The sequence below is a fragment of the Paraburkholderia sp. GAS38 genome (assembly GCF_050434965.1).
Lineage (GTDB): Bacteria > Pseudomonadota > Gammaproteobacteria > Burkholderiales > Burkholderiaceae > Paraburkholderia > Paraburkholderia phenazinium_A.
Genome location: NZ_JBNDJO010000002.1, coordinates 100,658 through 121,873 on the forward strand (window position 1 = coordinate 100,658; position 21,216 = coordinate 121,873).

Genomic DNA, 21,216 nt, shown 5'->3' on the forward strand with positions numbered 1-21,216 from the left:
AGGTTCAGGTTCAGGCGACACGGCTGGCGCGGCCGCCGCGCCGGCGCGGGGCATAACACATCATCGAATATAAATCGGGGTCGACTGGCGGACCATCACGGGGTAACCAGTCGAACAATTCAAATCGAAAGACAAAGCAAAGACAAATGAAATATAAAGGCGGATTTTCGGGGAAGCGGCATGCAATCGTCATTGCTTTGTCGGCCGTGCTGGCAGCCGGGTGTGGCGGCGGCGGTTCGAGTTCGTCGCCGAACCCGTTGTTCAACGGTTCGGGCGGCTCCAATATCAGTGCCGTGCAGCAGGCTTATGAAAGCATCGCGCTAGCGAGCAATGGCGGATTGCACTATCTGTCAGGACAGCTGAGCTTTTCGACTTCATCGACCGGCGTACTTTCGCTCAGTCCCAGCAGCTATTTTTATAGCGACAATTCCAGCATTCCCGCCAGTCCGGCGAACGGCGCGCAAACCGTCACGCTTACGCAGACCTCGGTGGCTTCGACGCTCTCGGTTCCCTCTTTGACCCCGGTTCGCTATCTGGTCAATGGTTCGGTCTTCGTCAGGCCCGTCCCCGATCAGGCGAAGGTCAGCTACTCGGGATCGAACGTGCAGGAGAACTATCTCGCCACGGACGGCCAGACCGTTGTCGAGACCCTGCTGGGCACCAGCTATACGACCGTGTCGTTGTCGGGGCTGCTCTCGGGCGCACCGAGCGAACTCGTGTCGGACAGCGACTTCGGCCTTCTGACCGATTCCATCAACGGTCAATCGCTTTATAACCTGCAGGCGAGCTGGCAGGCGGGGTCGGCGTACGTGAAGGTGGTCAGGCAGGTGGTCGGCAATACGCTGGGCGTCGGCGATTGCGTCGCGCCGGCAACGACGGGCACCAACATCACGCCCTGTTCGACCACGGTGTCGACGCTCGAGAATTTCTTCCCCTACACGAGCACGACGGACGGCACCACCTACCAGCTTGCCGCCGGCCAGATCACAACGGTGGCCGGCGTGCGTGCGTGGGTCGCCAACACGGCGCTGTCGACGGCGACCCCGGAGTACCGCGTTTTCTATCAGAGCAATGGCGGCATTTATACCGGCGCCTTGATCAAGGACGGCACACCGCTTCAGGTCGCACCGTCCGGAGGCGGAACGCCGACGAATTTCTATATTTTCCTGAACAGCGCCGCGCTTCAATCCGTCAAGTCGGCACTCAATTTTTAATCGCTTTTAACCGGCATGGTCTCTATATTTATTTGGCGCCAATGCCGTCCGGCACTCGGAATGTGGGAGCCAAGCCTCCGGTAAAGATTGCTTCAGATCACGCAAAGCCCCGATTCGTCGGGGCTTTGTCGTTTCTGTTCGGCGCCCGCGTCGCACCATACGCGTCCTGCGCGGTCAAGATTGCGCGTTCGCAAGAGAGCGTTATCCGAACCGCACTCAATCTCAGGCGCGATTTGCCGCTATACACTATGACCACGGCCAACCCTCAACGGAATCCGACATGCTCGTCCCTCCTATTCCCGCGAACGAGAGCACCCGCCTGAACACCTTGCGGACGCTGAGCATCCTCGATACTCCTGCTGAAGAGCGTTTCGACCGCCTGACCCGGCTGGCGAGGCGCATCTTCGGCGTGCCGATTGCGCTTGTCAGCCTCGTCGACGAAAACCGCCAGTGGTTCAAATCATGTGTGGGTCTGGATGCCAGTGAAACGTCGCGCGACGTCTCGTTCTGCGCGCACGCAATCCTCCACGACGACATCCTGATGGTGCCCGATACGTTGATGGACGAGCGCTTCCAGGACAATCCGCTGGTGACGGGGGAGCCCGGCATTCGCTTCTACGCGGGGTGCCCGCTGACCGTGCCGAACGGCAGCAAGCTGGGCACGCTGTGCCTGATCGACGTCAAGCCGCGCGGACTCGACGAGGAAGACCGCGCGCTCTTGCACGATCTCGGCCGCATGGCGGGCGAAGAACTGGCGGCGGTTCAACTGGCGACGCTCGATCCGCTGACGCAGTTGTCGAACCGGCGCGGTTTCGAAGCGCTTTCGCAGCATGCGCTCAATGTCTGCAAGCGCATGAGCCGGCCCGCGTCGTTGCTGTTTTTCGACCTGAACGATTTCAAGGCGATCAACGATACCTACGGTCATGCCGAGGGCGACCGTGCCCTGGTGGGTTTCGCCGAAGTGCTGCGCGACGCGTTGCGCGAGAGCGACGTGATCGGCCGCCTGGGCGGCGACGAATTCGTGGCGCTGCTGACCGATTCCAACATCTCGGAGACGGCCGCGGTCACCCGGCGTCTGCACGAGCAACTCGCGGCACATAACTCGGCTGCGCAACGCGGCTACGAGATCCGCTTTAGCGTCGGGCAGATCGAATACGATCCGCAGGACCATGCGTCGATTGCCGAACTGCTCGCCGCGGCCGATGCCGCGATGTACGTCAACAAGCGGGCGTCGAAGGCGCAGGCGGGACAGCGCGTCTGATGTCTCGCTGCGCCGCGCGTGCGGTGCAGGGGCGGCTTGCCATGCTCCCGCGCGATTCGCGGCATAATTCGGCCATCGCCGCCCGTTCGGGCGCATTCCTTTTGACGTGTTCCCCATGAACGAGCCGCAGCATTCCACAGCCACGCCGCATCCGCCTATCGAATGGCGCTGGAAATTCTTCGACGACCTGACGACCGCCGAGGTCTACGCCATGCTGGCCGCACGCAGCGAGGTGTTCGTGATCGAGCAGAACTGCGTGTACGGAGATATCGACGGTCTCGATACCGGGGCGTGGCATCTGTTCGCGTTCGGCCCGGGCGAGCCCCGGCCGAAACTGGCGGGTTACCTGCGCGTGTTGCTGCCGGATGAGAACGAGACGGACATCCGCATTGGCCGCGTGCTGACTACCGCGGATTTTCGCGGCATCGGCCTGGGCAACAAGATGCTCGAACGCGCCGTGGGACACATTGCCGAGCAATGGCCCAACGTGCCGGTGCGTCTGCATGCCCAGGCGCATCTGCAGGGCTTCTATGGCGCCTTCGGTTTCGTGCCGATTTCGGACATCCACGATGAGGATGGCATCCCGCACGTCTGGATGCGCGCGGCCTGAGAGCCGTCGCGCGGCGAAGCGATTCGCCGCGCTTGCCTGACCGCCGCCTTGCGGTGAGCGACCTGCGACAAGTCCGTCAGTTCGCCTGGGCCGGCGACTTGACCGCGAACGCCGTGTCGAGCGTCTCGCCATCCGAGAACTGCAGCTTCAGGTGCACGGTGTCGCCCGGCGCCACCTTGTGCTGCGCGTGTTCCAGCATGATGTGATAACCACCCGGTGCGATCGCCACCTGGCCATGCGCGGGCACGGTCAGCTTGTCGACCATCACCATCTGCTGCGTCGAGCCGTTCGAGACCGTCTGATGCAACATCGCGCCCTGGTAGTCGTCACTCGAAATGTCGGTGAGATCGATCGGCTTGTCGCTCGCGTTGACGAGCGTCACGTAGCCGGCTGCGGGCAGGTTGTTCGGCAACCAGCGCACCCATGCGTGCTGGGCGGTGATGGACTGCGGGCCGGCCGCTTCGGCGGTGCCGGCGAAACCGAACGAGAGGGCGAGGGCGCAGCCCAGCGCTGCGAGAGAGGGGGTCTTCAGGTTCATAGGCGCAGACTCGGAAAGGAAGAGCAGGTAGGGCGGCAGCTTGCCGCCCATCGTTAGGAATGGTCGTCAATGATACGTCGCAGATCGGCGGCGAACACCTCGGGCGAATCGCGGTCGGTGCCGAGCAGACGCGCGTGGCCTTGCGCATCGAAGACGTAGACCGCGGAGCTGTGCGTGACTTCGTAGTTGCCGTTCGGGTCGCGCTTTTCCATCTGGTAGGCGACGCGATACTTGCGCGCCAGCGTTTCGATCTGCCGGTCGCTGCCGGTCAACCCCACGGCATGCTCGGCATCGAATGCACCGACGTAGTCATGCAGCGCCGCGGGCGTGTCGCGCGCCGGGTCGACGGTGATGAACAGGATGCGCACGTTGTGCGCGTCCGGGCCGAGCTTGGCGAGTACCTGCATCAGGCGCGCCATGGTTTCAGGGCAAACGTCGGGACAGTGCGTGTAGCCGAAGTAGACGAGCGCGGTGTCGCCCTTGAAGGCCTCGCCGGTGATGGGCTTGCCGTTGTCGCTGACGAGCGAGAAGTCGAGATCGGGCAGATGGCCGGTCACGTTCGTCAGATGCCAGGGTTCTTCCTTGTGCGAGCAACCGGCGAGCAGGCCGAGCGTCATGGAGAGCGCCAACATCCCCGGCAACGCGGTGCGTTGCAGGCGTCGCATGGCGCGTGCCTTGCGAGGCGCTTGCCGCAGCGGTTCAGGTCCATCCAGTTGCACCCGGTGACGCGAAATTCTGGGGAACAAAGCAGGCATCCGTGACTCGATTAAAGGGAACCCCGCGAGGGCGCATCGCAGCAGCGCGTCGCCCGGCGAAAGCGGCTGGCAGATGGCCTTGCGCACCGCGCAATCCGGCGCTGTGGCTGTCGCGCGGACCTGTCAGCGTGGCTGGGACTGTATCGTAAATCATTGGGGCGCGTCATACGCCGCCCCGCAGGACCGGCATCGCGGGGCAATTTGACGCATCCTGATCTGAGGCCGCCTGGAACGGAAACGTGCGGATCTGGAACAGGATTTCCGCAGCGGGCGGCCGGATTCCCATGCCGTCGTTGCACTAAGCCTGACTTTCCCGAAAAATAGCGGGATGCGCGGTAAGATGCGCACACTTTTGCGGCTGCGAGCGGCTGAAAGGCAAGATAAACCGATGCAAGCACTTCCGGCTGTTCTGTCTCCCAGCGAGACGGCATTTTTCTTCGATTTCGACGGCACGCTGGTCGAACTGGCCCCCACGCCCGACGGCGTGCTGGTGCAACCCCAGGTCATCACCCTGCTCACCGAGCTGCGCCGGCTGACGAACGGCGCCGTCGCGGTGGTCTCGGGCCGCGGCATCGACAGTATCGACGCCTTTCTCGGCATGCCCGACCTGCCCATCGCCGGCCTGCATGGCGCCGAGCGGCGCGACTCGAACGGCGACACCCAGCGTATCGGCTTTCATGATGAACGGCTCCTGCGCATGGAGCAGGTGCTGGCCGAGGTCGTCAATCAGCATCCCGGCATGCTGCTGGAGATCAAGGGCGCGGCATTGGCACTGCATTATCGCAACGCGCCGGACCGCGAGCCGGTGGCGCGCAAGGTCACCGAGCGGCTGGTGGCCGACTATCCGGGCGCCTATGTGCTGCAGCCCGGCAAGATGGTCTACGAGATCAAGCCGAAAGACGTCGACAAGGGGCGCGCGGTGCGGGCCTTTCTGGACGAGCCGCCGTTCACCGGCCGCCGGCCGGTCTTCGCAGGCGACGACCTGACCGACGAGAAGGGCTTTGCGGTCGTCAACGAGCGCGGCGGTGTATCGATCAAGGTTGGCCCCGGCGACACGATTGCGCGTTCGCGGCTCGAGTCGGTGGGCGCGTTGCTCGACTGGCTCGAGGCTGTCGTCACCACGGCGCGCGGCGCATGATGTCCGCGCGCGCTCGCATCGTTCCGAACGTCCTTCTGCACGGAAATCGCGCTTCATGAGTCGACTGATTATCGTATCGAACCGGGTCGCGCCGATCTCGGAAGGAGGCCCGGCGGCGGGCGGCCTGGCGGTGGGCGTCTACGATGCGCTGAAGGAAACGGGCGGCATGTGGTTCGGCTGGAGCGGAGAGGTGCTCGCCTCGGGGCAGCCGCAGATCAAGGTCGAAGAACGCGGCCCGGTGACGTTCGCCACCATCGCGCTGATGCGGCGCGACTACGACCAGTACTATCGCGGTTTTTCGAACGCCACCTTGTGGCCGGCGTTCCATTACCGCGCGGATTTGCTGCAGTACGACCGGCATGACTTCGGCGGCTATTGCCGCGTCAACACATGGCTCGCCCAGCAACTCGTGCCGCTCCTGCGCCCGGACGACGTGATCTGGGTGCACGACTATCACCTGATTCCGTTTGCGCAGGCCTTGCGGGCGGCGGGCGTCAAGAACCGCATTGGCTTCTTTCTGCATATCCCGTTTCCGGCCTCGCAGGTTTTGCTGGCGGTGCCGCCGCATCGCGAACTGGTCGAAGCGCTTTGCTCGTTCGATCTGCTCGGTTTCCAGACCGGCCCCGACCTGCGGGCGTTCTGCGACTACATCGTCAATGAGGCCAACGGCAGCGTCGAGATTCCGGCTGACGGGCCGACTGTCGTGCAGGCCTTCGGCCGGACCTTGAAGGCGTCGGCGTATCCGATCGGCGTCTATCCGGACGAGATCGCGGAACTCGCGAAAGCGGGCGAGCGCGGTAAGCCGGTGCGTACGATGAAGGCCACGCTGCATTCGCGCAAGCTGATCATGAGCGTCGACCGGCTCGACTATTCGAAAGGGCTGGTGGAGCGTTTCCGCGCCTTCGAGCGGCTGCTCGAACATTCGCCCGCGCAGCGCAACAAGGTGTCGTTCCTGCAGATCGCGCCGCCGACGCGAGCCGATCTGCATGCCTACCAGGACATCCGTTTGCAACTGGAAGGCGAGTCGGGCCGGATCAATGGCCGGTTCGCCGAACTGGACTGGGCGCCGATTCTCTACATTCATCGCCAGTACGAACGGCCGGTGCTGGCTGCGCTGTTCCGGACTGCCCACGTGGGGTATGTGACGCCGTTGCGCGACGGCATGAACCTCGTGGCCAAGGAATATGTCTCGGCGCAGGACCCGGAAGATCCGGGCGTGCTGGTGCTGTCGCGCTTCGCGGGCGCGGCGCAGGAACTGGACGGCGCGTTGATCGTCAATCCGGTGGATATCGACGGGATGGCCGAGGCGCTGGCGACGGCCTTGTCGATGCCGCTTGCCGAACGCCAGGCCCGCTATCGAGACATGATGGTGCGACTGCGTGAGAACAACGTGTCGGTGTGGCGCGATAATTTCATGCGCGATCTGCAGGCGGCAGGGGCCGCGAAGGATGACGGCGAAGGCGCACCGGTGGTACGCGAGCCGCTGGCTGGATGAGAGCAGGGTGAGCACAAAAAAAGCCGCTTCGAATCCAATCGAAGCGGCTTTTTACTTTCGGGCCGAGCCTTACGCAGAGGCGTGGCCGCCACCAACCGTCACACGACGTGTTGCTCGTCGACCTTCTTGCCGCCGGCATGCAGCGTCGCGCCTTTGCCGTACTGCTTCGAGAGCAGGTCGCGATACAGCCCGGGCCGGTTGCGCAGCTCTTCGGGCGTGCCGTCGTCGACCACCTTGCCCGTGCTCATCACGATGATCCGGTCGAAACTGTTCAGCGTCGACAGCCGGTGCGCGATGGCAACCACCGTGCGGCCCACCATCAGCCGGTCGAGCGCTTTCTGGATGGCCTCTTCGGAGGCGCTGTCGAGGGCGGAGGTGGCTTCGTCGAGCAGCAGGATCGGCGCGTTCTTCAGGATGGCGCGCGCAATCGCGATGCGCTGCCTCTGGCCGCCCGAGAGCTTGACGCCGCGGTCGCCGACGATCGTGTCGTAACCTTCCGGCATCGCTTCGATGAAGTCCGAACAGCGCGCTTCGCGCGCCGCCGCGAGCACTTCTTCGCGGCTCGCCTCGGGGCGGCCGTAGGCGATGTTCTCGTAGACGGTGCGGTGGAACAGGGCGATATCCTGCGGCACGACCGCAATAGCGTGACGCAAGCTGTCCTGTGCGATCGACGCGATGTCCTGGCCGTCGATCTTGATCTGACCGCCTTGCGTCTCGTAGAAACGCTGTAGCAGCGACAGCACGGTCGACTTGCCGGCGCCCGACTTGCCGATCAGGCCGACCCGCTGGCCCGGTTCGATATGCAGTTCGAAGTGATCGAGAATCGGCCGGCGGCGCGGATACGCAAACGTCACGCTCTCGAAGTCGATGCGTCCGCCTTGCGGCACCAGTTCGACGGCGTCCGAGCGGTCCGGCATGCCGTGCGGCTCGAGCAGCGTGCGCACCGCTTCCGCGAGTCGCGCGACGTGCTGCGTGACGTCGACGAGCGCGACGGCGAGGTCGCGCGTGCCGTGCAGGATCGTGAAGCCGAGCGAGCTGACCAGCACGATGTCGCCCGAGGTGGCCCGGCCGTTATCCCAGAGCCACAGCGCCCAGCCGAGCAGACCCGCCGACAGCATCGCCGTGATGACCGCGTGCAGCAGGCGCAGCTTCTCCAGATAGAGCAGGCTTTGCTGGCGCGCGTCCATCTCGGCCTTGACGGTGGCGCCGAAGCGCGCCTGCTCGCGAATCGTCATGCCGAACGCGCGCACCAGACCCATGTTGCTGATGACGTCGACGAGTTCGCCGTCCACCGAAGCCGCCTTGGTGGCGAAGTGATGATGACGCGCCGAACCGCGCCCGGCCAGCTTGTAGAGCACGACGGAGAGGATCGCCGAACAGAACATCAGGCCCGCCGCCATCAACGGATTGACGGCGATGATCATGATGATGGCGCCGAGCACGGCAATGCACGGCGGCAACACGTTCCAGGCGGTGGTGTTCTCCGCCGTGTAGACCGCGTTCGAGGTGGCCGTGATGCGGCTCGCGAGCATGCCGGGCTGCTTTTCCGAGTAGTACGTGGGCGAGTGGCCGCTCAGGTACTGGAACAGATCGCGGCGCAGGTCGCCGGTGACAGCCACGAAGGTGTGCGCCGCGACCCAGCCGCCGACCCGCCACAGCAGGTTGTCCGCGGCAATCAGGCCGACAAGGATGGCGAACGCGCCCCACAGCGGGCCGGGATGATGCCGGCCTCCGCCGAGCACGTCGATCAGATGCTTGATGGCATATTGCGAGGCGAGCGCACAACCCACAGCCGCGAACACGCTGCACAGGACGATCGCATGGGCGAGCGGGTGGCGGCGGATATAGCGAAAAAGAAACGCAAGCGGCCTGTGCGCATAGCTCGCAAGCTTTGCGTTGTGGGCGTTACGCTGGGCGATGGTGAGATGTTCCAATTGATCGTGTGGTCGGTGTGTTTCAGGTTATGTCATGCAACGGCATGGGCCACGGGACGCATCGCCACAAAAGGCAGATGCTTCGCATTGTAAACACGCAAAAGGCATTCCGCCGTGTTCGAACGGCAACGGGACGCGACTGATTTCGCGATGGGCATCCGCAACACCTTGTTTGCTCGACCCCGCCAGGCGGCAGTCGTTCATGCAGATTGCGGAATAATTTCGGGATATAATTACAAAAGCCATTCAACGCGTGGGGACCTGAAGCTACGCGTTGAAGAGCGGCACGCATGGAAACATGGGCGGAAGAATTTGCAAAAAAGCGCTTTGCCGGCCGCGCGCCACAGCCAGCCCTTACTGTAGAACTGTCTTATAAAACAAGGGTTTGCAAAGTGTTTCCGCTTTGTAACAACGTAAAGTGTTTGAAATGTTTCGTCCCGGGAGGGGCTTCCGGCACCCATAATGCGTGCTCGGTAGTCCCACGAAAATATCTGACAGTTTGTCAACGAGTCTGACGCATGCGCGTTTATGGCACATGTACAGCCTGGTGACGATGATCAGTCTGGGCATCCTTACCAAGCGATCCATCGCAGGATTTCTCGAAGAAACAGGCCCGTGCCGGTCCCTCCGGCGCGACTGGCCAGGCGAGCAAAGCGAGTCGCTTTTAACAAACCGCAGTACTTTTGCCTGATTTTTTACGAGGAGTTCTCTCTATGCGAATCGCACAAATCGCTCCGTTGCACGAGGCGGTTCCTCCCAAGCTGTATGGCGGAACGGAACGGGTAGTGTCCTACCTGACCGAGGCACTGGTCGAACAGGGACACGATGTGACGCTCTTCGCGAGCGGCGATTCGCAGACCTCGGCGAAACTCGAAGCATTCTGGCCGCAGGCGCTGCGCCTCGACCCGACCATCCGCGACGTGATGGCCCCGCACATGCTGCTGCTGGAAGAAGTGCGCCGTCGCGCGGATGAATTCGATGTGCTGCATTTCCACATCGACTACTACCCGTTCTCGCTGTTCGCGCGCCAGCCGGTGCCGTTCCTGACCACGCTGCACGGCCGTCTCGACCTGCCCGAACTGCAACCGATCTTCAACACGTTCAGCGACGTGCCCGTGGTGTCCATCTCGGACAATCAGCGCATGCCGCTGCAGCAGGCTAACTGGCTGTCGACCGTGTATCACGGCCTGCCGGAAAACCTGCTCAAGCCGATCCCCAACGTCAAGCCGGGCTATCTCGCCTTCCTCGGCCGTATTTCTCCGGAAAAGCGCCTCGACACGGCTATCCGCATCGCCGAGCAGGCCGGCATGAAGATCAAGGTTGCCGCCAAACTCGACAAGGCTGACCGCGCGTATTACGAAGAAGTCATCAAGCCGCTGATGTCGCTGCCGCACGTCGAATACATCGGCGAAATCAGCGAAGCAGAGAAGACCGAATTCCTCGGCAACGCTCACGCGCTGCTGTTCCCGATCGACTGGCCGGAGCCCTTCGGTCTGGTGATGATCGAAGCCATGGCGTGCGGCACGCCGGTGATCGCGTTCAAGCGCGGTTCGGTGCCGGAAGTGATCGAGAACGGCGTGTCGGGCTTCGTCGTCGAAGACGAAATCAGCGCGGTCGCTGCCGTCAAGCGTCTCAATACGCTGCCGCGCGAAACCGTGCGCAAAGCGTTTGAATCGCGTTTCTCGTCGAAGGTCATGGCCCAGAACTACGTCGCGTCGTACGAAGAGCTGCTGCGCCAGAAGCGCCGCACGGTCCTGCGCGAAGTCAACGCAAGCTAAGTCCGTCAGCATTCGCCAGCCTGTCGCGGCGCCGCCGCCGGGCGGCGCCGTCCGGCGCCAGCAACGCCCCGCGTGTGTCAAACACGCGGGGCGTTGTTGCATGGGCGCCGCGCATTTGTCGCGGATTCGTCTGAAAGTGGCGTTTTGGGGGTAGGAACCGTGAGCGGCCTCGGTAATATCCCTATAATGGCCCTGCCGCAAATTTGGCTGCGGCGTCGTCGACGACAGGAGGATGCCTTGGCGAGAACGAAAGAGACGCGTGCGAACGCGGCGCCTGGCGCCGGAACGATCTTCGCGTTGCGCGCCATCGGTCTCGTGATTCTGGCTCGATGGCTGTTTTCGATGTCGCAGATGGACCTCGTCGCGTCGTTGGCCGCGATGGCCTCGTCGCCGTGGGCCTGCATCAACCTCGTCTTTCTGTTCCTGCTGATTTTCCTGCCGGGCGCGCGCGCCCAGGCCGAGCGCCCGTTTCATCCGCTGCCGCAATGGCTGCGCCAGGCGCTGCGGCTGTTCGCTTTCCTCGGATTCCTGTTCGCGGTGTTTTCGGTGGGCGCCTTCGTCTGGAGCGCCGGCGGCCGGCGTGCGATTCATGCGGTGGCCGCCACCAACGGCTGGCTGGTGGCGGCGCCCGCGCTGTATGCAGCGGTGCTGTGGATCTGCCGTCCGCGCGCGCTGTGGCGCACCAACGTGGCGGCGCGCCGCTTCGCGATAGGCCGCTATGCGATCTCCGTCGATACGGCGACGCGCACGGTGATCGTCTGGGTGGAAAGCCGCAAGCTCGGTCAGTACGATGCCCGTGAGCTGTCGGTGCGCTGGCCGGATGGGCAGGGCGATGCGGGTGTGGCGCCGGTCGCGGCACCGGTCGCGGTGCCTGGCACGGAGGACGCCGCGGCTGCAGCGAGTGCGGGTTCGTCTGCGGCTTCTGCGTCTGCCTCTGTCTCTGCTTCAGTAGCGCCGCGGGCCGCGGCACACGCCGGTTGGCCGCACCGGCGACCCAAGGTCGAGTTGCTGTGGGACTCGCCCGCGGCTGCGGGACACAACCATCAGACGGTATTTCGCGCCGCGCTCGTGAGCGAGGGAGATCGCGTCGCCGCGCGAGCCCTCGATACCTCGCTGCGTCAGGCCTGATCCACGGACACTTTATGACCCCCACCACGCCCGACTCGCACAACATCGCCACCACGCCGGAGTACGCCTCGACCGCCAAACCCTTCCGGCGCCTGCTGTTGACCGGCGCCGCTGGCAACCTCGGCCGGCAGTTGCGCGGCGCGCTTGCCGCCTGGGCCGATGTCGTGCGTGTCAGCGATATCGCACCGCTTGGCGAAGTGGCGGCGCATGAAGAGGCGTCGGTGGTGGACCTCGCCGATGCGCAGGCCGTGCATGCATTGCTGGAAGGCGTCGACGCGGTGATCCACCTGGGCGGCATCTCGGTCGAAGCGCCGTTCGAGGATCTCCTCGAAGCGAATATTCGTGGTCTCTACAACCTGTATTCGGCGGCGCAAAAGCAGGGCGTGAAGCGCATCGTCTACGCGAGCTCGAATCACGCGGTGGGGTTTCATCCGGTGACCTCGGTGGTCGATATCGACGCGCCCTTGCGTCCCGATAGCCTGTACGGCGTGACCAAGTGCTTCGGCGAATCGCTGTCGCGCTACTACTTCGACCGCTTCGGCCTGGAGACCGTGTGCCTGCGGATCGGCTCGTCGTTCGAGCAACCGAAGAATCCGCGCATGCTGGTGACGTATCTGAGCTATCGCGACTTCATCGAACTGGTGCGCTGTTCGCTCTTCACCAACCGGGTGGGGCATGCGATCGTGTACGGCGTGTCGGACAATCGCAGCAAGTGGGTGGACAACACGAAGGCGGCATTCCTCGGTTTTCGTCCGCAAGACAGTTCGGTGGAGTTCGAGCATCTGTTCTCGCCCAAGGCGCCGGACACGAACCTCGACGATCCCACCCAACGCTTCCAGGGCGGCCCGTTTGTGCTGGCCGGTCCGATGGAACCGAAGGCCTGACGGTCTGCTAAAGCGTTGCCGAACAGCGGTCCGGTTGGGAACGCGCGGCATCGATTCGCGCGGCCTTGACCGGATCCAGGTGAGCGGCCCAATCGAAGGGACTGCTTAGTGATGCGCAAAGGGCGTTTGCACATTCAGACTCTGAACGCGGCTGCCCGAGTCCGACAGCCCACTCGCCACGCCACCATACGCATTGCCATTCGCGCCGTACGCGGCCTGCTCGGCGGCGACGGTCTGCGCGCTCTGGCCGCGCTGCGACGCCGGGGCGCCGGCGATCGGGTTATACGACGGAGCAGGGCCGTAGCCGCTGCTGGCAAATGCGGGGGCGGCCACAGCGGCGCTTGCGGCGATCAGAAGGGCGGTGATGAGATGGCGGTTCATGAGATTCACTCCAATGTGCGTTAAATAAATGTCTTGTGAGTCCGGCGGCGCTCCGCTAACCGGAGACGGCGGCGCAGTGCTGCTTGTTGACCGCGCCGCTGCCGGAATAAAGCTTGTGTTGCTGACACCCGGGTCTTACTTCAGGCGCGACTGCAATTCGTTGGCGAGCTGTTTGATGGCCGCTTTCGTCGGGGCGTCTTCAGCCAGCGCGTTGAGCAAACCGAAGTCGTGGATCGTGCCGTTGTAGCGCACCGTGGTCGCGTCATCGCCTGCTTCGTCGAGCTTGCGGCCGTAGGCTTCGCCTTCGTCGCGCAGCACGTCGGACTGCGCCACCTGAATCAACGCCGGCGGCAGTCCCTTCAACTCAGCCAGCGAAGCACGCAACGGCGACGCGTAAATCTCGTTACGCTGCTTCGGGTCCTTGGTATACGCATCCCAGAACCACTGCATCATCGGACGGGTCAGGAAGTGGCCTTCCGGATAGGCGTTATACGAACCGTCATTGAAATTGTTGTCCGTGACGGGCCACATCAAACCCTGGAAGCGGATCGCGGGGCCTTGCTTGTCCTTCGCCATCAGCGAGACCACCGCGGCCATGTTGCCGCCCACGCTATTGCCCACCACCGCGAGACGGCTGCCATCTACCCCGATCTCGCTACCATGCGCCGCGACCCATTTGGTGGCCGCGTACGCCTGATTGATCGCCACCGGATAGCGTGCTTCGGGCGACGGCGTGTAGTTGACGAACACCGCCACCGCGCCGGATTGCACTACGAGGTCGCGCACCAGCCGCTCGTGAGTCGGGAAATCGCCGAGGATCCAGCCGCCGCCGTGGAAGAACATGAAGACCGGCGGCGTACCCGTGACGCCTTGCGGCCGCACGATGGTGATCGGCACGGTGATGCCGTCCTGCTCGATGGTCTGGTTCGACACATCGATGCCTGACAGATCCACCTTGACGCTGTTCTGCGCACCGACCAGCACCGCGCGCGCCTGCGCCGGGGTCAACGTATTGATGGCCGGTCCGGTGCCGCTGTTGAGCGCCTTGAGAAACTGGCTCGTCACCTGATCGGGTCCGGCGGGTGCCGCCGGGGTTGCGGCGACTGCGAAGGTCGTTTGAGCAGCGAGGGCGGCTGCAAGGAGCAGGGGCTTCAAGGTCTTCATGATGGCTTCTGGTGTGTGTGGTTGACGTGTGGGACTTAGGCGATCGTCAGCGTGACGTCGATGTTGCCGCGGGTCGCGTTCGAGTACGGGCAGACGATGTGCGCCTTGTCGACCAGCGCTTGCGCCGCTTCGCGCGCCATGCCCGGCAGCGAAATCTTCAGTTCCACTTCGATGCCGAAGCCGTTCGGAATCACGCCGATCCCCACGCTGCCGTCAATCGAGACATCCGCCGGGATCGCGATCTTGTCGCGGGCGGCGACGAACTTCATCGCGCCGAGGAAGCAGGCGCTGTAGCCGGCAGCAAACAGCTGTTCCGGGTTGGCGCCTTCGCCGCCTGCGCCGCCGAGTTCTTTGGGCGTGGTCAGCCTGAAGTCGAGGTTGCCTGCGGGCACAACAGCACGGCCGTCACGGCCGCCAGTTGCGTGGGCATGGGCGCGGTAAAGAACTTTTTCGAGGGACATGGTGAAACTCCTTTCAGTAGGTTGGGTTGCCAGTTTGCTATCTACTACTAGATAGATTGTGGCGCGAAACAACAATGACTTCCCTTTCACATCTGCCACATTATCTATCTACTCAAAGATAGATAATGTGGCCAAACAAAGAGGTGGCGTACCACCTCGTATTGAACTGCCTTACCGCGCAATTCTCACCGAAGCCTCGACATCTTCAAGCCGAGCCTTGGTGTGAAACAAGCGGGCCGCCAGCACGCTGCCCTGAAACGCTGCGAACAGCGCGCGTGCCGCATTGTCCGGTTTGCCGTTCACTGCCAGCGTCCCTTCTTGCGCGCCTTGTGCGAGAACCTTCGCGAGCCAGCTTTCGTTCGCCTTGAAAAACGCCTGCACGGCTTGCCGGATAGTGTCGGGCAGTGACTCGATGTCCGCAGCCAGCATGCCGCACAGGCAGATCTGATTGCCGTCACCAAGGGTCCTGCCGAACAGCTTCGCGTACTTGCTGAGCTTTGCATCGGCCGACAACGAAGCGTCGACAGCGTGGAGGGCGTTAAGTACCTCTTTGCTGTACTCGCTGACCGCTTCCAGGACCAGATCGTCTTTCGACGGGAAGTAGTAGTGGATGCTCGAGGTCTTTACGCCGACCAGACTCGACAGATCCCGGTAACTAAAACCGTTGTAACCGCGCAGCATGATGAGCGTGATGGCGTGGTCGAGAATCTGTTCGCGCACTGTCGTTGTCGTTTCCATGGACTGAACTTTATCTACTGATAGATAGATTGTCAAGCATGGGTGCAAAAAAATTTTCGAATGGAAAAGTGCGGTGGCGGGTGGGATAAAAAAGGCTGGCGTATGGGATACGCCAGCCGGAGGAGTGACTCATGTTTGGGGGCGGTTGCCTGGTCGACTATTCATCCATGAGCATCTCCGGGTCGTCGATCTGCCTGGCGCTGGCGCTCGCGTTGACGCCCTGCGCCGCGCGCCTCACGTCCGGCTCGGACAGGCCCTTGATCAATTCGAGCGCCTGACGTTCGAACAGCCTGCGGTACAAGCCTTTCTCGAGCTGGATCAACGCCTCGTGACTGCCTTCTTCGATGACCTTGCCCTTGTCGAGCACCAGCAAGCGGTCCAGCGCACGCACGGTGGACAGCCGGTGCGCGACGACGAGCGTCGTGCGGCCCACCATCAGCCGTTCCATGGCCTGCTGGATCAGCACTTCGCTTTCGCTGTCGAGGCTCGACGTGGCTTCGTCCAGAATCAGGATCGGTGCATCGGCGAGGAACGCCCGCGCAATCGCGACGCGCTGGCGTTCGCCACCCGACAGCTTGACGCCGCGTTCGCCCACCAGTGTGTCGTAGCCCTGAGGCAAGGTCACGATGAAGTCGTGGGCGCTGGCGAGCTTCGCCGCCCGCTCGATCTCGGCGCGGGTGGCGCCGGGACGCGCATAGGCGATGTTCTCCGCCAGCGTGCGGTGAAACAGCACCGGCTCCTGCTGCACGATCGCGATCTGGCTGCGCAACGACGCCTGGCTGACGAGGGCGATGTCTTGCCCATCGATCGTGATGCGGCCGCCCGTCACGTCGTAGAGCCGCTGGATCAGCTTGATGAAGGTCGTCTTGCCCGAGCCCGAATGCCCCACCAACCCGACGCGCTCACCCGGCGCAATCCGCACGGAGAAGTTGTCGTAGAGCGGCGTAGCGAGCGAACCATAGTGGAACGTCACATGCTCGAAACGGATCTCGCCCTTGCCGATGGCGATTGCGCGAGCGCCCGGCTTGTCCTCGATACCGAGAGCTTGCTTGTCGAGCGCGACCAGTTCCTCCATGTCGTTGACCGAGCGCTGCAGGTTGCGGATATGCATGCCCACTTCGCGCAGATAGCCCTGCAACATGAAGAACATCGTCAGCGCGAACGTGATGTCGCCCACGCTCGCTTCGCCGCGTGCCCACAGCAACAGCGCCGCGCCGAGGATCGACGCCTGGATCAGCACCAGCATGCCGCCTTGCACGCCGCCATTGAGCGTCCCGCGCACCCACGTGCGCTTGGTGCGATGGCGCCACTTGCCGATGATGCGGGCGAGCAGGGCTTCTTCGCGCACTTCGGCGCCGAATGCCTTGACGACGGTGTTGCAACTCACGGCGTCGGCCAGCGCGCCGCCCATCCGGGTGTCCCAGGCATTGGCGAGGCGCGCGGCAGGCGCGACGAAGCCGAGCGACAGCATTGCCGTGACCGCGATATACAGCAACGAACTGATGCCGACGACCGCACCCATCAGCGGCCAGCGCACGCCGAGCAACACCGTGGAGCCGACCAGCATCACGAGCGACGGAAACAGCGCGATCAGCAGCGTGTCGTTGAGAATGTCGAGCGCCCACATGCCGCGCGTGATCTTGCGCACGGTCGAGCCGGCGAAGCTGTTGGCGTGCCAGTCGGTCGAAAAGCGCTGCACGCGATGAAATGCGTTGGCGGCAATCTTGCTCATCATCTCGAGCGTCAGCGGGATGATGTTCATGAAGACGCCTTGACGCAGCAGCGTGGCGCCGAGTCCGAGTCCGGCCAGAATGCAGAACGCGGTGATGGCCGCGTGCCAGGCGGCCGGATTGCCCGCCGAGCCTGAGGCGATGGCGTCGACGAGATGCCCGGCGAACATCGGCGTGAGCACGTCGGCCAATGCCGAGAGCAGCACCAGCGAAGTGACGGCAAAGATACGCCAGGGTTGTTCGCGCCAGTGGCGAACGGTGAAGCCGAGGACGTCCTTAAAGGCTTGTCCGCGAAAGTCGAGTTTTTTAGTAGTCATTGGTCACGGCCTGGGGACACAGAGACCCCGAGATTCCAGTCAGGAGCAATAGGAATAGACAGCCGCAGCGGGCCAGAATGAACTGGTGTGCTGACTTTGGACCGTCTGGAAAATGCGCAGGCTCGCCAAAACGGCTGACCTGCGTAGGCGACTAGTTAAGGTCGCGAGGCCACGTAAAGAGTGGCAATCTGCACGCTGAACAACATGTGATGCCTCCCTTTAGTGTTGAGTGAAGTGAAGAAGATGTTGATCGGAACTGATGTCCGAGCCTCGAATATATAGTGGCTTTATTGCGGTGGCAAGCGGCCGATGCCTGGATGTGGCCGATTTGGTACGAAGAATGCGGGCGTGCGGGTGAGGGGCGGCGGGTGGAAAATGCGTGTCGCATTTTTGCGCGTCGTATAGCGTCGTATAGAGGAGATTGCGGGGTAGTTGTAGTGCGCCCAATACACTCATAGTTGTTCGGGACGGCGCCAAACAAATTCGCAGAGCTACGCAAATACGATAGTTGAGTGCGCATCCACTTTGGGTTTCGCGCGTCGTTGCATCATCGGAATTCATCGCGTGTTACGCAGCAACGAAAAAGGCCCCGAGACTTTCGTCTGAGGGCCTTTAATCTTCGGTCGCTAAACCAGAAATTCTGGTGGGTGGTACAGGGATTGAACCTGTGACCCCTGCCGTGTGAAGGCAGTGCTCTACCGCTGAGCTAACCACCCGAAGAGATTGAGATTATGTCAGAGGATCTCGGGTTCGTAAAGTACTTTTTAAGCGGTTTGCTCATCGGCGGTTGCCACCGGTTGCAGACGCCACACGCTCGTCCCTTTGACCGCCTTGTCGAGGCCGTCGAGCACGGCCTGATGCGCGGCGAGCTCCTCTTCGCTGGCGACGATCACCGGCAGCTCGAGCGAGTTGAGCGCCACCCGCGGTGCGCCTTCGTCGCCGCCTCTCGATGCCTCGCCCAGCATGTCGATGACGAGGCTCTCCTGGCCACGCGTCATAGCCAGATAAACCTCCGCGAGCAGCTCCGAGTCGAGCAATGCGCCGTGCAGCGTACGGTGTGCGTTGCTGATGCCGAAGCGGTCGCACAGCGCATCGAGTGAGTTGCGCTTGCCGGGGAACATGGCCTTGGCGCGCACCAGCGTATCGATCACTTCGCCGCACTGCGAGCTGAACGGCGGCAAGCCGAGCAGTCCGAACTCGGCGTCGAGAAAGCCGATATCGAACGGCGCGTTGTGAATGATCAGGTCCGCGCCCTGAATGAAATCGCGCAGCTCGTTGGCGATCTCCGCGAACTTCGGCTTGTCGCGCAGGAATTCGGTGGTGAGTCCGTGGACGGCGAGTGCGCCCGGATCGCTGTCGCGTTCCGGATTGACGTAGAAGTGCAGGTTGTTGCCCGTGAGCCGGCGGTTCACCAGCTCGACGCAGCCGATTTCGATGATGCGGTCGCCGGTGCGCGCATTCAGGCCGGTGGTTTCGGTATCGAGGATGAGTTGACGCATGTCGGATTAGCCCGCTCTAAAATTTGGCTTGATGAAACATAAAAGCAGAAGCACGTAAGCGGTGCTGCCCACGCAGAAGGGCGCAAGCGCACGCTTCAGATTTCCGCCAGCGACGCGACACCGCGATTGGCCAGCGCATCGGCGCGCTCGTTCTCCGGATGTCCCGCGTGACCCTTCACCCAGCGCCACTCGATCTCATGTTGCTGGACCGCGGCATCGAGCCGCTTCCACAGGTCGGAATTCTTCACCGGTGTCTTTGCCGCGGTCATCCAGTTTTTTTTCTTCCAGCCGTGGATCCACTCGCTGATGCCTTTCTGGACATATTGCGAGTCGGTATGCACGACCGCCTTGCAGGGCCGCTTCAGCGCTTCGAGCGCCGCGATCACCGCCATCAGCTCCATGCGGTTGTTGGTGGTGTTCGCTTCGCCGCCGAACATTTCCTTTTCCTGCGCGCCGAAGCGCAGCAGTGCACCCCAGCCGCCGGGGCCGGGATTGCCCTTGCAGGCGCCGTCGGTATAAATATCGATGAGTTCGGACGTCATTTTCTCTGATTGCGTGTGTTCGGGGTGGCGGCGGGGGCGAGGCCCGCCGCGAGGACGGGCTTTTTCACCTTCAGTGGGCCGATGAGACGCATGCCGCGCACGCGCTTGATCGCCTTCACCATGTAAGTGGCGCCGAAGATCGGCCACCAGCGGTCGCCGGCGGCTTCCATGAAGCCGTAGCGCGCGAGCCACTGGTCGCTGACGAGGGGCGGACGATAGCAGCCGAAGCGTCCGCGCTCAAGGTCGAAGCCGAGCAGTTTAATCCAGTCTTTCAGGCGAGTGAACGCAATCAGGTCGTGCGTGGCCGGCACGAACGGCCGCCCGGTGACCTTGCCGACCGATTGCCGGGCGCCCCACAGCGACAGCGAATTAAAGCCGAGGATGATCAGCTGGCCTTCCGGCATCAGCACGCGTTCGGCTTCGCGCAACAGGCGGTGCGGGTCGCGGGTGAATTCGAGCGTGTGCGGCATCACGATCAGGTCGACGCTCTGCGCTTCGAACGGCAAGTCGAGCAGGTCGCACCAGACCGCGCTGCGGCCGAGCGGGGCATGTTGTTCAGGCGTGGCGGCGCCCCCCGCGCGCGGAAAGCGGTACGGCGCACTGGCTCCGCTGGCCGCGTCCAGCACGAGACCGCGGCACGGCATGCGGTTCTCGCGCAGCGCGTCGAGCTGCGGCAGGCCGAGCTGCAGCGCGTGGTAGCCGAACACGTCCGACACCACGCGGTCGAGTTGCGCCTGTTCCCATTCCAGCACGTAACGTCCGGGTGGCGAATCGGTCCAGGCGGGCCAGTCTATAATCGTTCGGTCAGACATATTGAAGATTGCGTCGCCTATGAATGCGCTCGAGTACGTACCCGTCCCGGCTTTTGAAGACAATTACATCTGGCTCGTGTCGGACGGGCACCATGCGGTGGTCGTCGATCCGGGTGAGGCCGCTCCGGTTCGCGCCTATCTGGCGAAACGGGGCTGGCGGTTGAGCGCTATTTTACTCACGCACCATCACCAAGACCACGTCGGCGGGGTGGCCGATCTGCTGAATGGCCAGGCCGTGCCGGTGTATGGACCAGCCGGCGAGTCGATCGAGCACCTGACCCACCGCCTGAAAAGCGGCGACCGCGTGAGCATCGCCGCACCGGCGCTCGAACTGGGTGTGCTGGACGTCCCCGGTCATACGCGCGGCCATATTGCCTACTTTCAGGCGGCCGATCCGGGCGGCACGCCGCACGTGTTTTGCGGCGATACGCTGTTTGCGTGCGGCTGCGGCCGGCTCTTCGAGGGCACCCCGACGCAGATGCTCAAGTCGCTGGACGAACTCGCTGCGCTGCCGGGTGCGACCCAGGTCCACTGCGCGCACGAGTACACCTTGTCGAACATCCGCTTTGCGCTGGCGTGCGAGCCGGACAACGTGGATTTGCAGGCGTGGCGCGACAAGGCGACCGCGCTGCGCGAGCGCGGCGTGCCGACCCTGCCCACGACAATCGAGCACGAAAGGGCGGTCAATCCGTTTTTGCGCGCCGACAGTCCGGCAATCCACACGACGCTGATCGAACAGTTGCATGAAACGGTGCCGGATCGTTTGACTGCGTTCACACTGTTGCGTGAATGGAAGAACCGGTTCCGCTGACCCGCTGTTTCATGGGGTCATGTTCA

At 63.2% G+C, this 21,216-nt stretch carries 20 protein-coding genes and 1 tRNA gene; 9 read left to right on the forward strand and 12 right to left on the reverse strand.

The features are described 5' to 3' along the window. Positions 1 to 146: 146 nt before the first annotated feature. From P3T42_RS04620 to P3T42_RS04630, 3 genes are all read left to right on the forward strand, one after another. Positions 147 to 1,214, forward strand: coding sequence for a hypothetical protein (locus P3T42_RS04620; RefSeq protein WP_429305292.1), 1,068 nt, complete (start codon positions 147 to 149; stop codon positions 1,212 to 1,214). Between the two features lie 280 nt (positions 1,215 to 1,494). Further along, entirely contained in the window at positions 1,495 to 2,475 is a 981-nt protein-coding gene (locus tag P3T42_RS04625; RefSeq protein ID WP_429305293.1) for a diguanylate cyclase domain-containing protein, read from the forward strand. A gap of 115 nt (positions 2,476 to 2,590) precedes the next feature. Continuing rightward, positions 2,591 to 3,085: a GNAT family N-acetyltransferase gene (locus P3T42_RS04630; RefSeq protein ID WP_074300302.1), complete on the forward strand. Its 495-nt coding sequence runs from the start codon at positions 2,591 to 2,593 to the stop codon at positions 3,083 to 3,085. 76 nt (positions 3,086 to 3,161) lie between these two features. On the opposite strand, the gene P3T42_RS04635 is transcribed toward P3T42_RS04630, so the two are convergent. Both P3T42_RS04635 and P3T42_RS04640 read right to left on the reverse strand, forming a co-directional pair. Next, the gene (locus P3T42_RS04635; protein ID WP_074301709.1) at positions 3,162 to 3,623 is read right to left on the reverse strand and encodes a copper chaperone PCu(A)C; all 462 of its coding nucleotides are present in this window, start codon (positions 3,621 to 3,623) and stop codon (positions 3,162 to 3,164) included. 53 nt (positions 3,624 to 3,676) lie between these two features. Further along, a complete protein-coding gene (locus tag P3T42_RS04640; RefSeq protein ID WP_429305294.1) occupies positions 3,677 to 4,288 on the reverse strand; it encodes an SCO family protein in 612 nt (203 codons plus the stop codon). A gap of 478 nt (positions 4,289 to 4,766) precedes the next feature. On the opposite strand from P3T42_RS04640, the gene otsB reads away from it, so the two are divergent. Continuing rightward, entirely contained in the window at positions 4,767 to 5,516 is a 750-nt protein-coding gene (gene otsB / locus P3T42_RS04645) for a trehalose-phosphatase (protein WP_074300301.1), read from the forward strand. Between the two features lie 55 nt (positions 5,517 to 5,571). After that, positions 5,572 to 7,011 carry an alpha,alpha-trehalose-phosphate synthase (UDP-forming) gene (gene otsA / locus P3T42_RS04650; RefSeq protein ID WP_429305295.1) on the forward strand — a complete coding sequence of 480 codons (1,440 nt, stop codon included), beginning with the start codon at positions 5,572 to 5,574 and terminating at the stop codon, positions 7,009 to 7,011. A gap of 98 nt (positions 7,012 to 7,109) precedes the next feature. Here otsA and P3T42_RS04655 read toward each other — a convergent pair whose 3' ends face one another. Continuing rightward, positions 7,110 to 8,945, reverse strand: coding sequence for an ABC transporter ATP-binding protein (locus tag P3T42_RS04655; protein ID WP_074300299.1), 1,836 nt, complete (start codon positions 8,943 to 8,945; stop codon positions 7,110 to 7,112). 713 nt (positions 8,946 to 9,658) lie between these two features. Here P3T42_RS04655 and P3T42_RS04660 point away from each other — a divergent pair. The 3 genes from P3T42_RS04660 to P3T42_RS04670 all read left to right on the forward strand — a co-directional run bounded on the left by P3T42_RS04660 (position 9,659) and on the right by P3T42_RS04670 (position 12,735). After that, positions 9,659 to 10,723, forward strand: coding sequence for a glycosyltransferase family 4 protein (locus P3T42_RS04660; RefSeq protein WP_074300298.1), 1,065 nt, complete (start codon positions 9,659 to 9,661; stop codon positions 10,721 to 10,723). A 237-nt stretch (positions 10,724 to 10,960) separates the two neighbouring features. Then, positions 10,961 to 11,851 carry a hypothetical protein gene (locus tag P3T42_RS04665; protein WP_429305296.1) on the forward strand — a complete coding sequence of 297 codons (891 nt, stop codon included), beginning with the start codon at positions 10,961 to 10,963 and terminating at the stop codon, positions 11,849 to 11,851. 14 nt (positions 11,852 to 11,865) lie between these two features. Beyond that, positions 11,866 to 12,735 (forward strand): NAD-dependent epimerase/dehydratase family protein, encoded by an 870-nt coding sequence (locus P3T42_RS04670; RefSeq protein WP_429305297.1) that lies wholly within the window; start codon positions 11,866 to 11,868, stop codon positions 12,733 to 12,735. 105 nt (positions 12,736 to 12,840) lie between these two features. Here the strand turns inward: P3T42_RS04670 and P3T42_RS04675 are convergent, their stop codons facing one another. The 9 genes from P3T42_RS04675 to P3T42_RS04715 form a co-directional block, all read right to left on the reverse strand. Further along, positions 12,841 to 13,116 (reverse strand): hypothetical protein, encoded by a 276-nt coding sequence (locus P3T42_RS04675; protein ID WP_074300295.1) that lies wholly within the window; start codon positions 13,114 to 13,116, stop codon positions 12,841 to 12,843. Positions 13,117 to 13,251: 135 nt separating this feature from the next. Continuing rightward, on the reverse strand, positions 13,252 to 14,280 hold the full coding sequence (locus P3T42_RS04680) for an alpha/beta hydrolase (RefSeq protein WP_074300294.1): 1,029 nt from the start codon (positions 14,278 to 14,280) through the stop codon (positions 13,252 to 13,254). 35 nt (positions 14,281 to 14,315) lie between these two features. Beyond that, entirely contained in the window at positions 14,316 to 14,741 is a 426-nt protein-coding gene (locus P3T42_RS04685) for an organic hydroperoxide resistance protein (RefSeq protein WP_074300293.1), read from the reverse strand. A gap of 171 nt (positions 14,742 to 14,912) precedes the next feature. Next, a complete protein-coding gene (locus P3T42_RS04690; protein ID WP_074300292.1) occupies positions 14,913 to 15,479 on the reverse strand; it encodes a TetR/AcrR family transcriptional regulator in 567 nt (188 codons plus the stop codon). A 157-nt stretch (positions 15,480 to 15,636) separates the two neighbouring features. Continuing rightward, positions 15,637 to 17,526 (reverse strand): ABC transporter ATP-binding protein, encoded by a 1,890-nt coding sequence (locus P3T42_RS04695; protein WP_074300291.1) that lies wholly within the window; start codon positions 17,524 to 17,526, stop codon positions 15,637 to 15,639. 641 nt (positions 17,527 to 18,167) lie between these two features. Beyond that, a tRNA-Val gene (locus P3T42_RS04700) sits at positions 18,168 to 18,242 on the reverse strand. Between the two features lie 48 nt (positions 18,243 to 18,290). After that, the gene (dnaQ, locus tag P3T42_RS04705; RefSeq protein WP_074300258.1) at positions 18,291 to 19,025 is read right to left on the reverse strand and encodes a DNA polymerase III subunit epsilon; all 735 of its coding nucleotides are present in this window, start codon (positions 19,023 to 19,025) and stop codon (positions 18,291 to 18,293) included. A 95-nt stretch (positions 19,026 to 19,120) separates the two neighbouring features. Next, positions 19,121 to 19,567 (reverse strand): ribonuclease HI, encoded by a 447-nt coding sequence (rnhA, locus tag P3T42_RS04710; RefSeq protein WP_429305298.1) that lies wholly within the window; start codon positions 19,565 to 19,567, stop codon positions 19,121 to 19,123. Next, positions 19,564 to 20,379 carry a class I SAM-dependent methyltransferase gene (locus P3T42_RS04715; protein WP_074300256.1) on the reverse strand — a complete coding sequence of 272 codons (816 nt, stop codon included), beginning with the start codon at positions 20,377 to 20,379 and terminating at the stop codon, positions 19,564 to 19,566. The genes rnhA and P3T42_RS04715 overlap by 4 nt, the downstream gene beginning before the upstream one ends. A gap of 19 nt (positions 20,380 to 20,398) precedes the next feature. On the opposite strand from P3T42_RS04715, the gene gloB reads away from it, so the two are divergent. Next, positions 20,399 to 21,190, forward strand: coding sequence for a hydroxyacylglutathione hydrolase (gene gloB, locus P3T42_RS04720; RefSeq protein ID WP_074300255.1), 792 nt, complete (start codon positions 20,399 to 20,401; stop codon positions 21,188 to 21,190). Positions 21,191 to 21,216 lie beyond the last annotated feature (26 nt).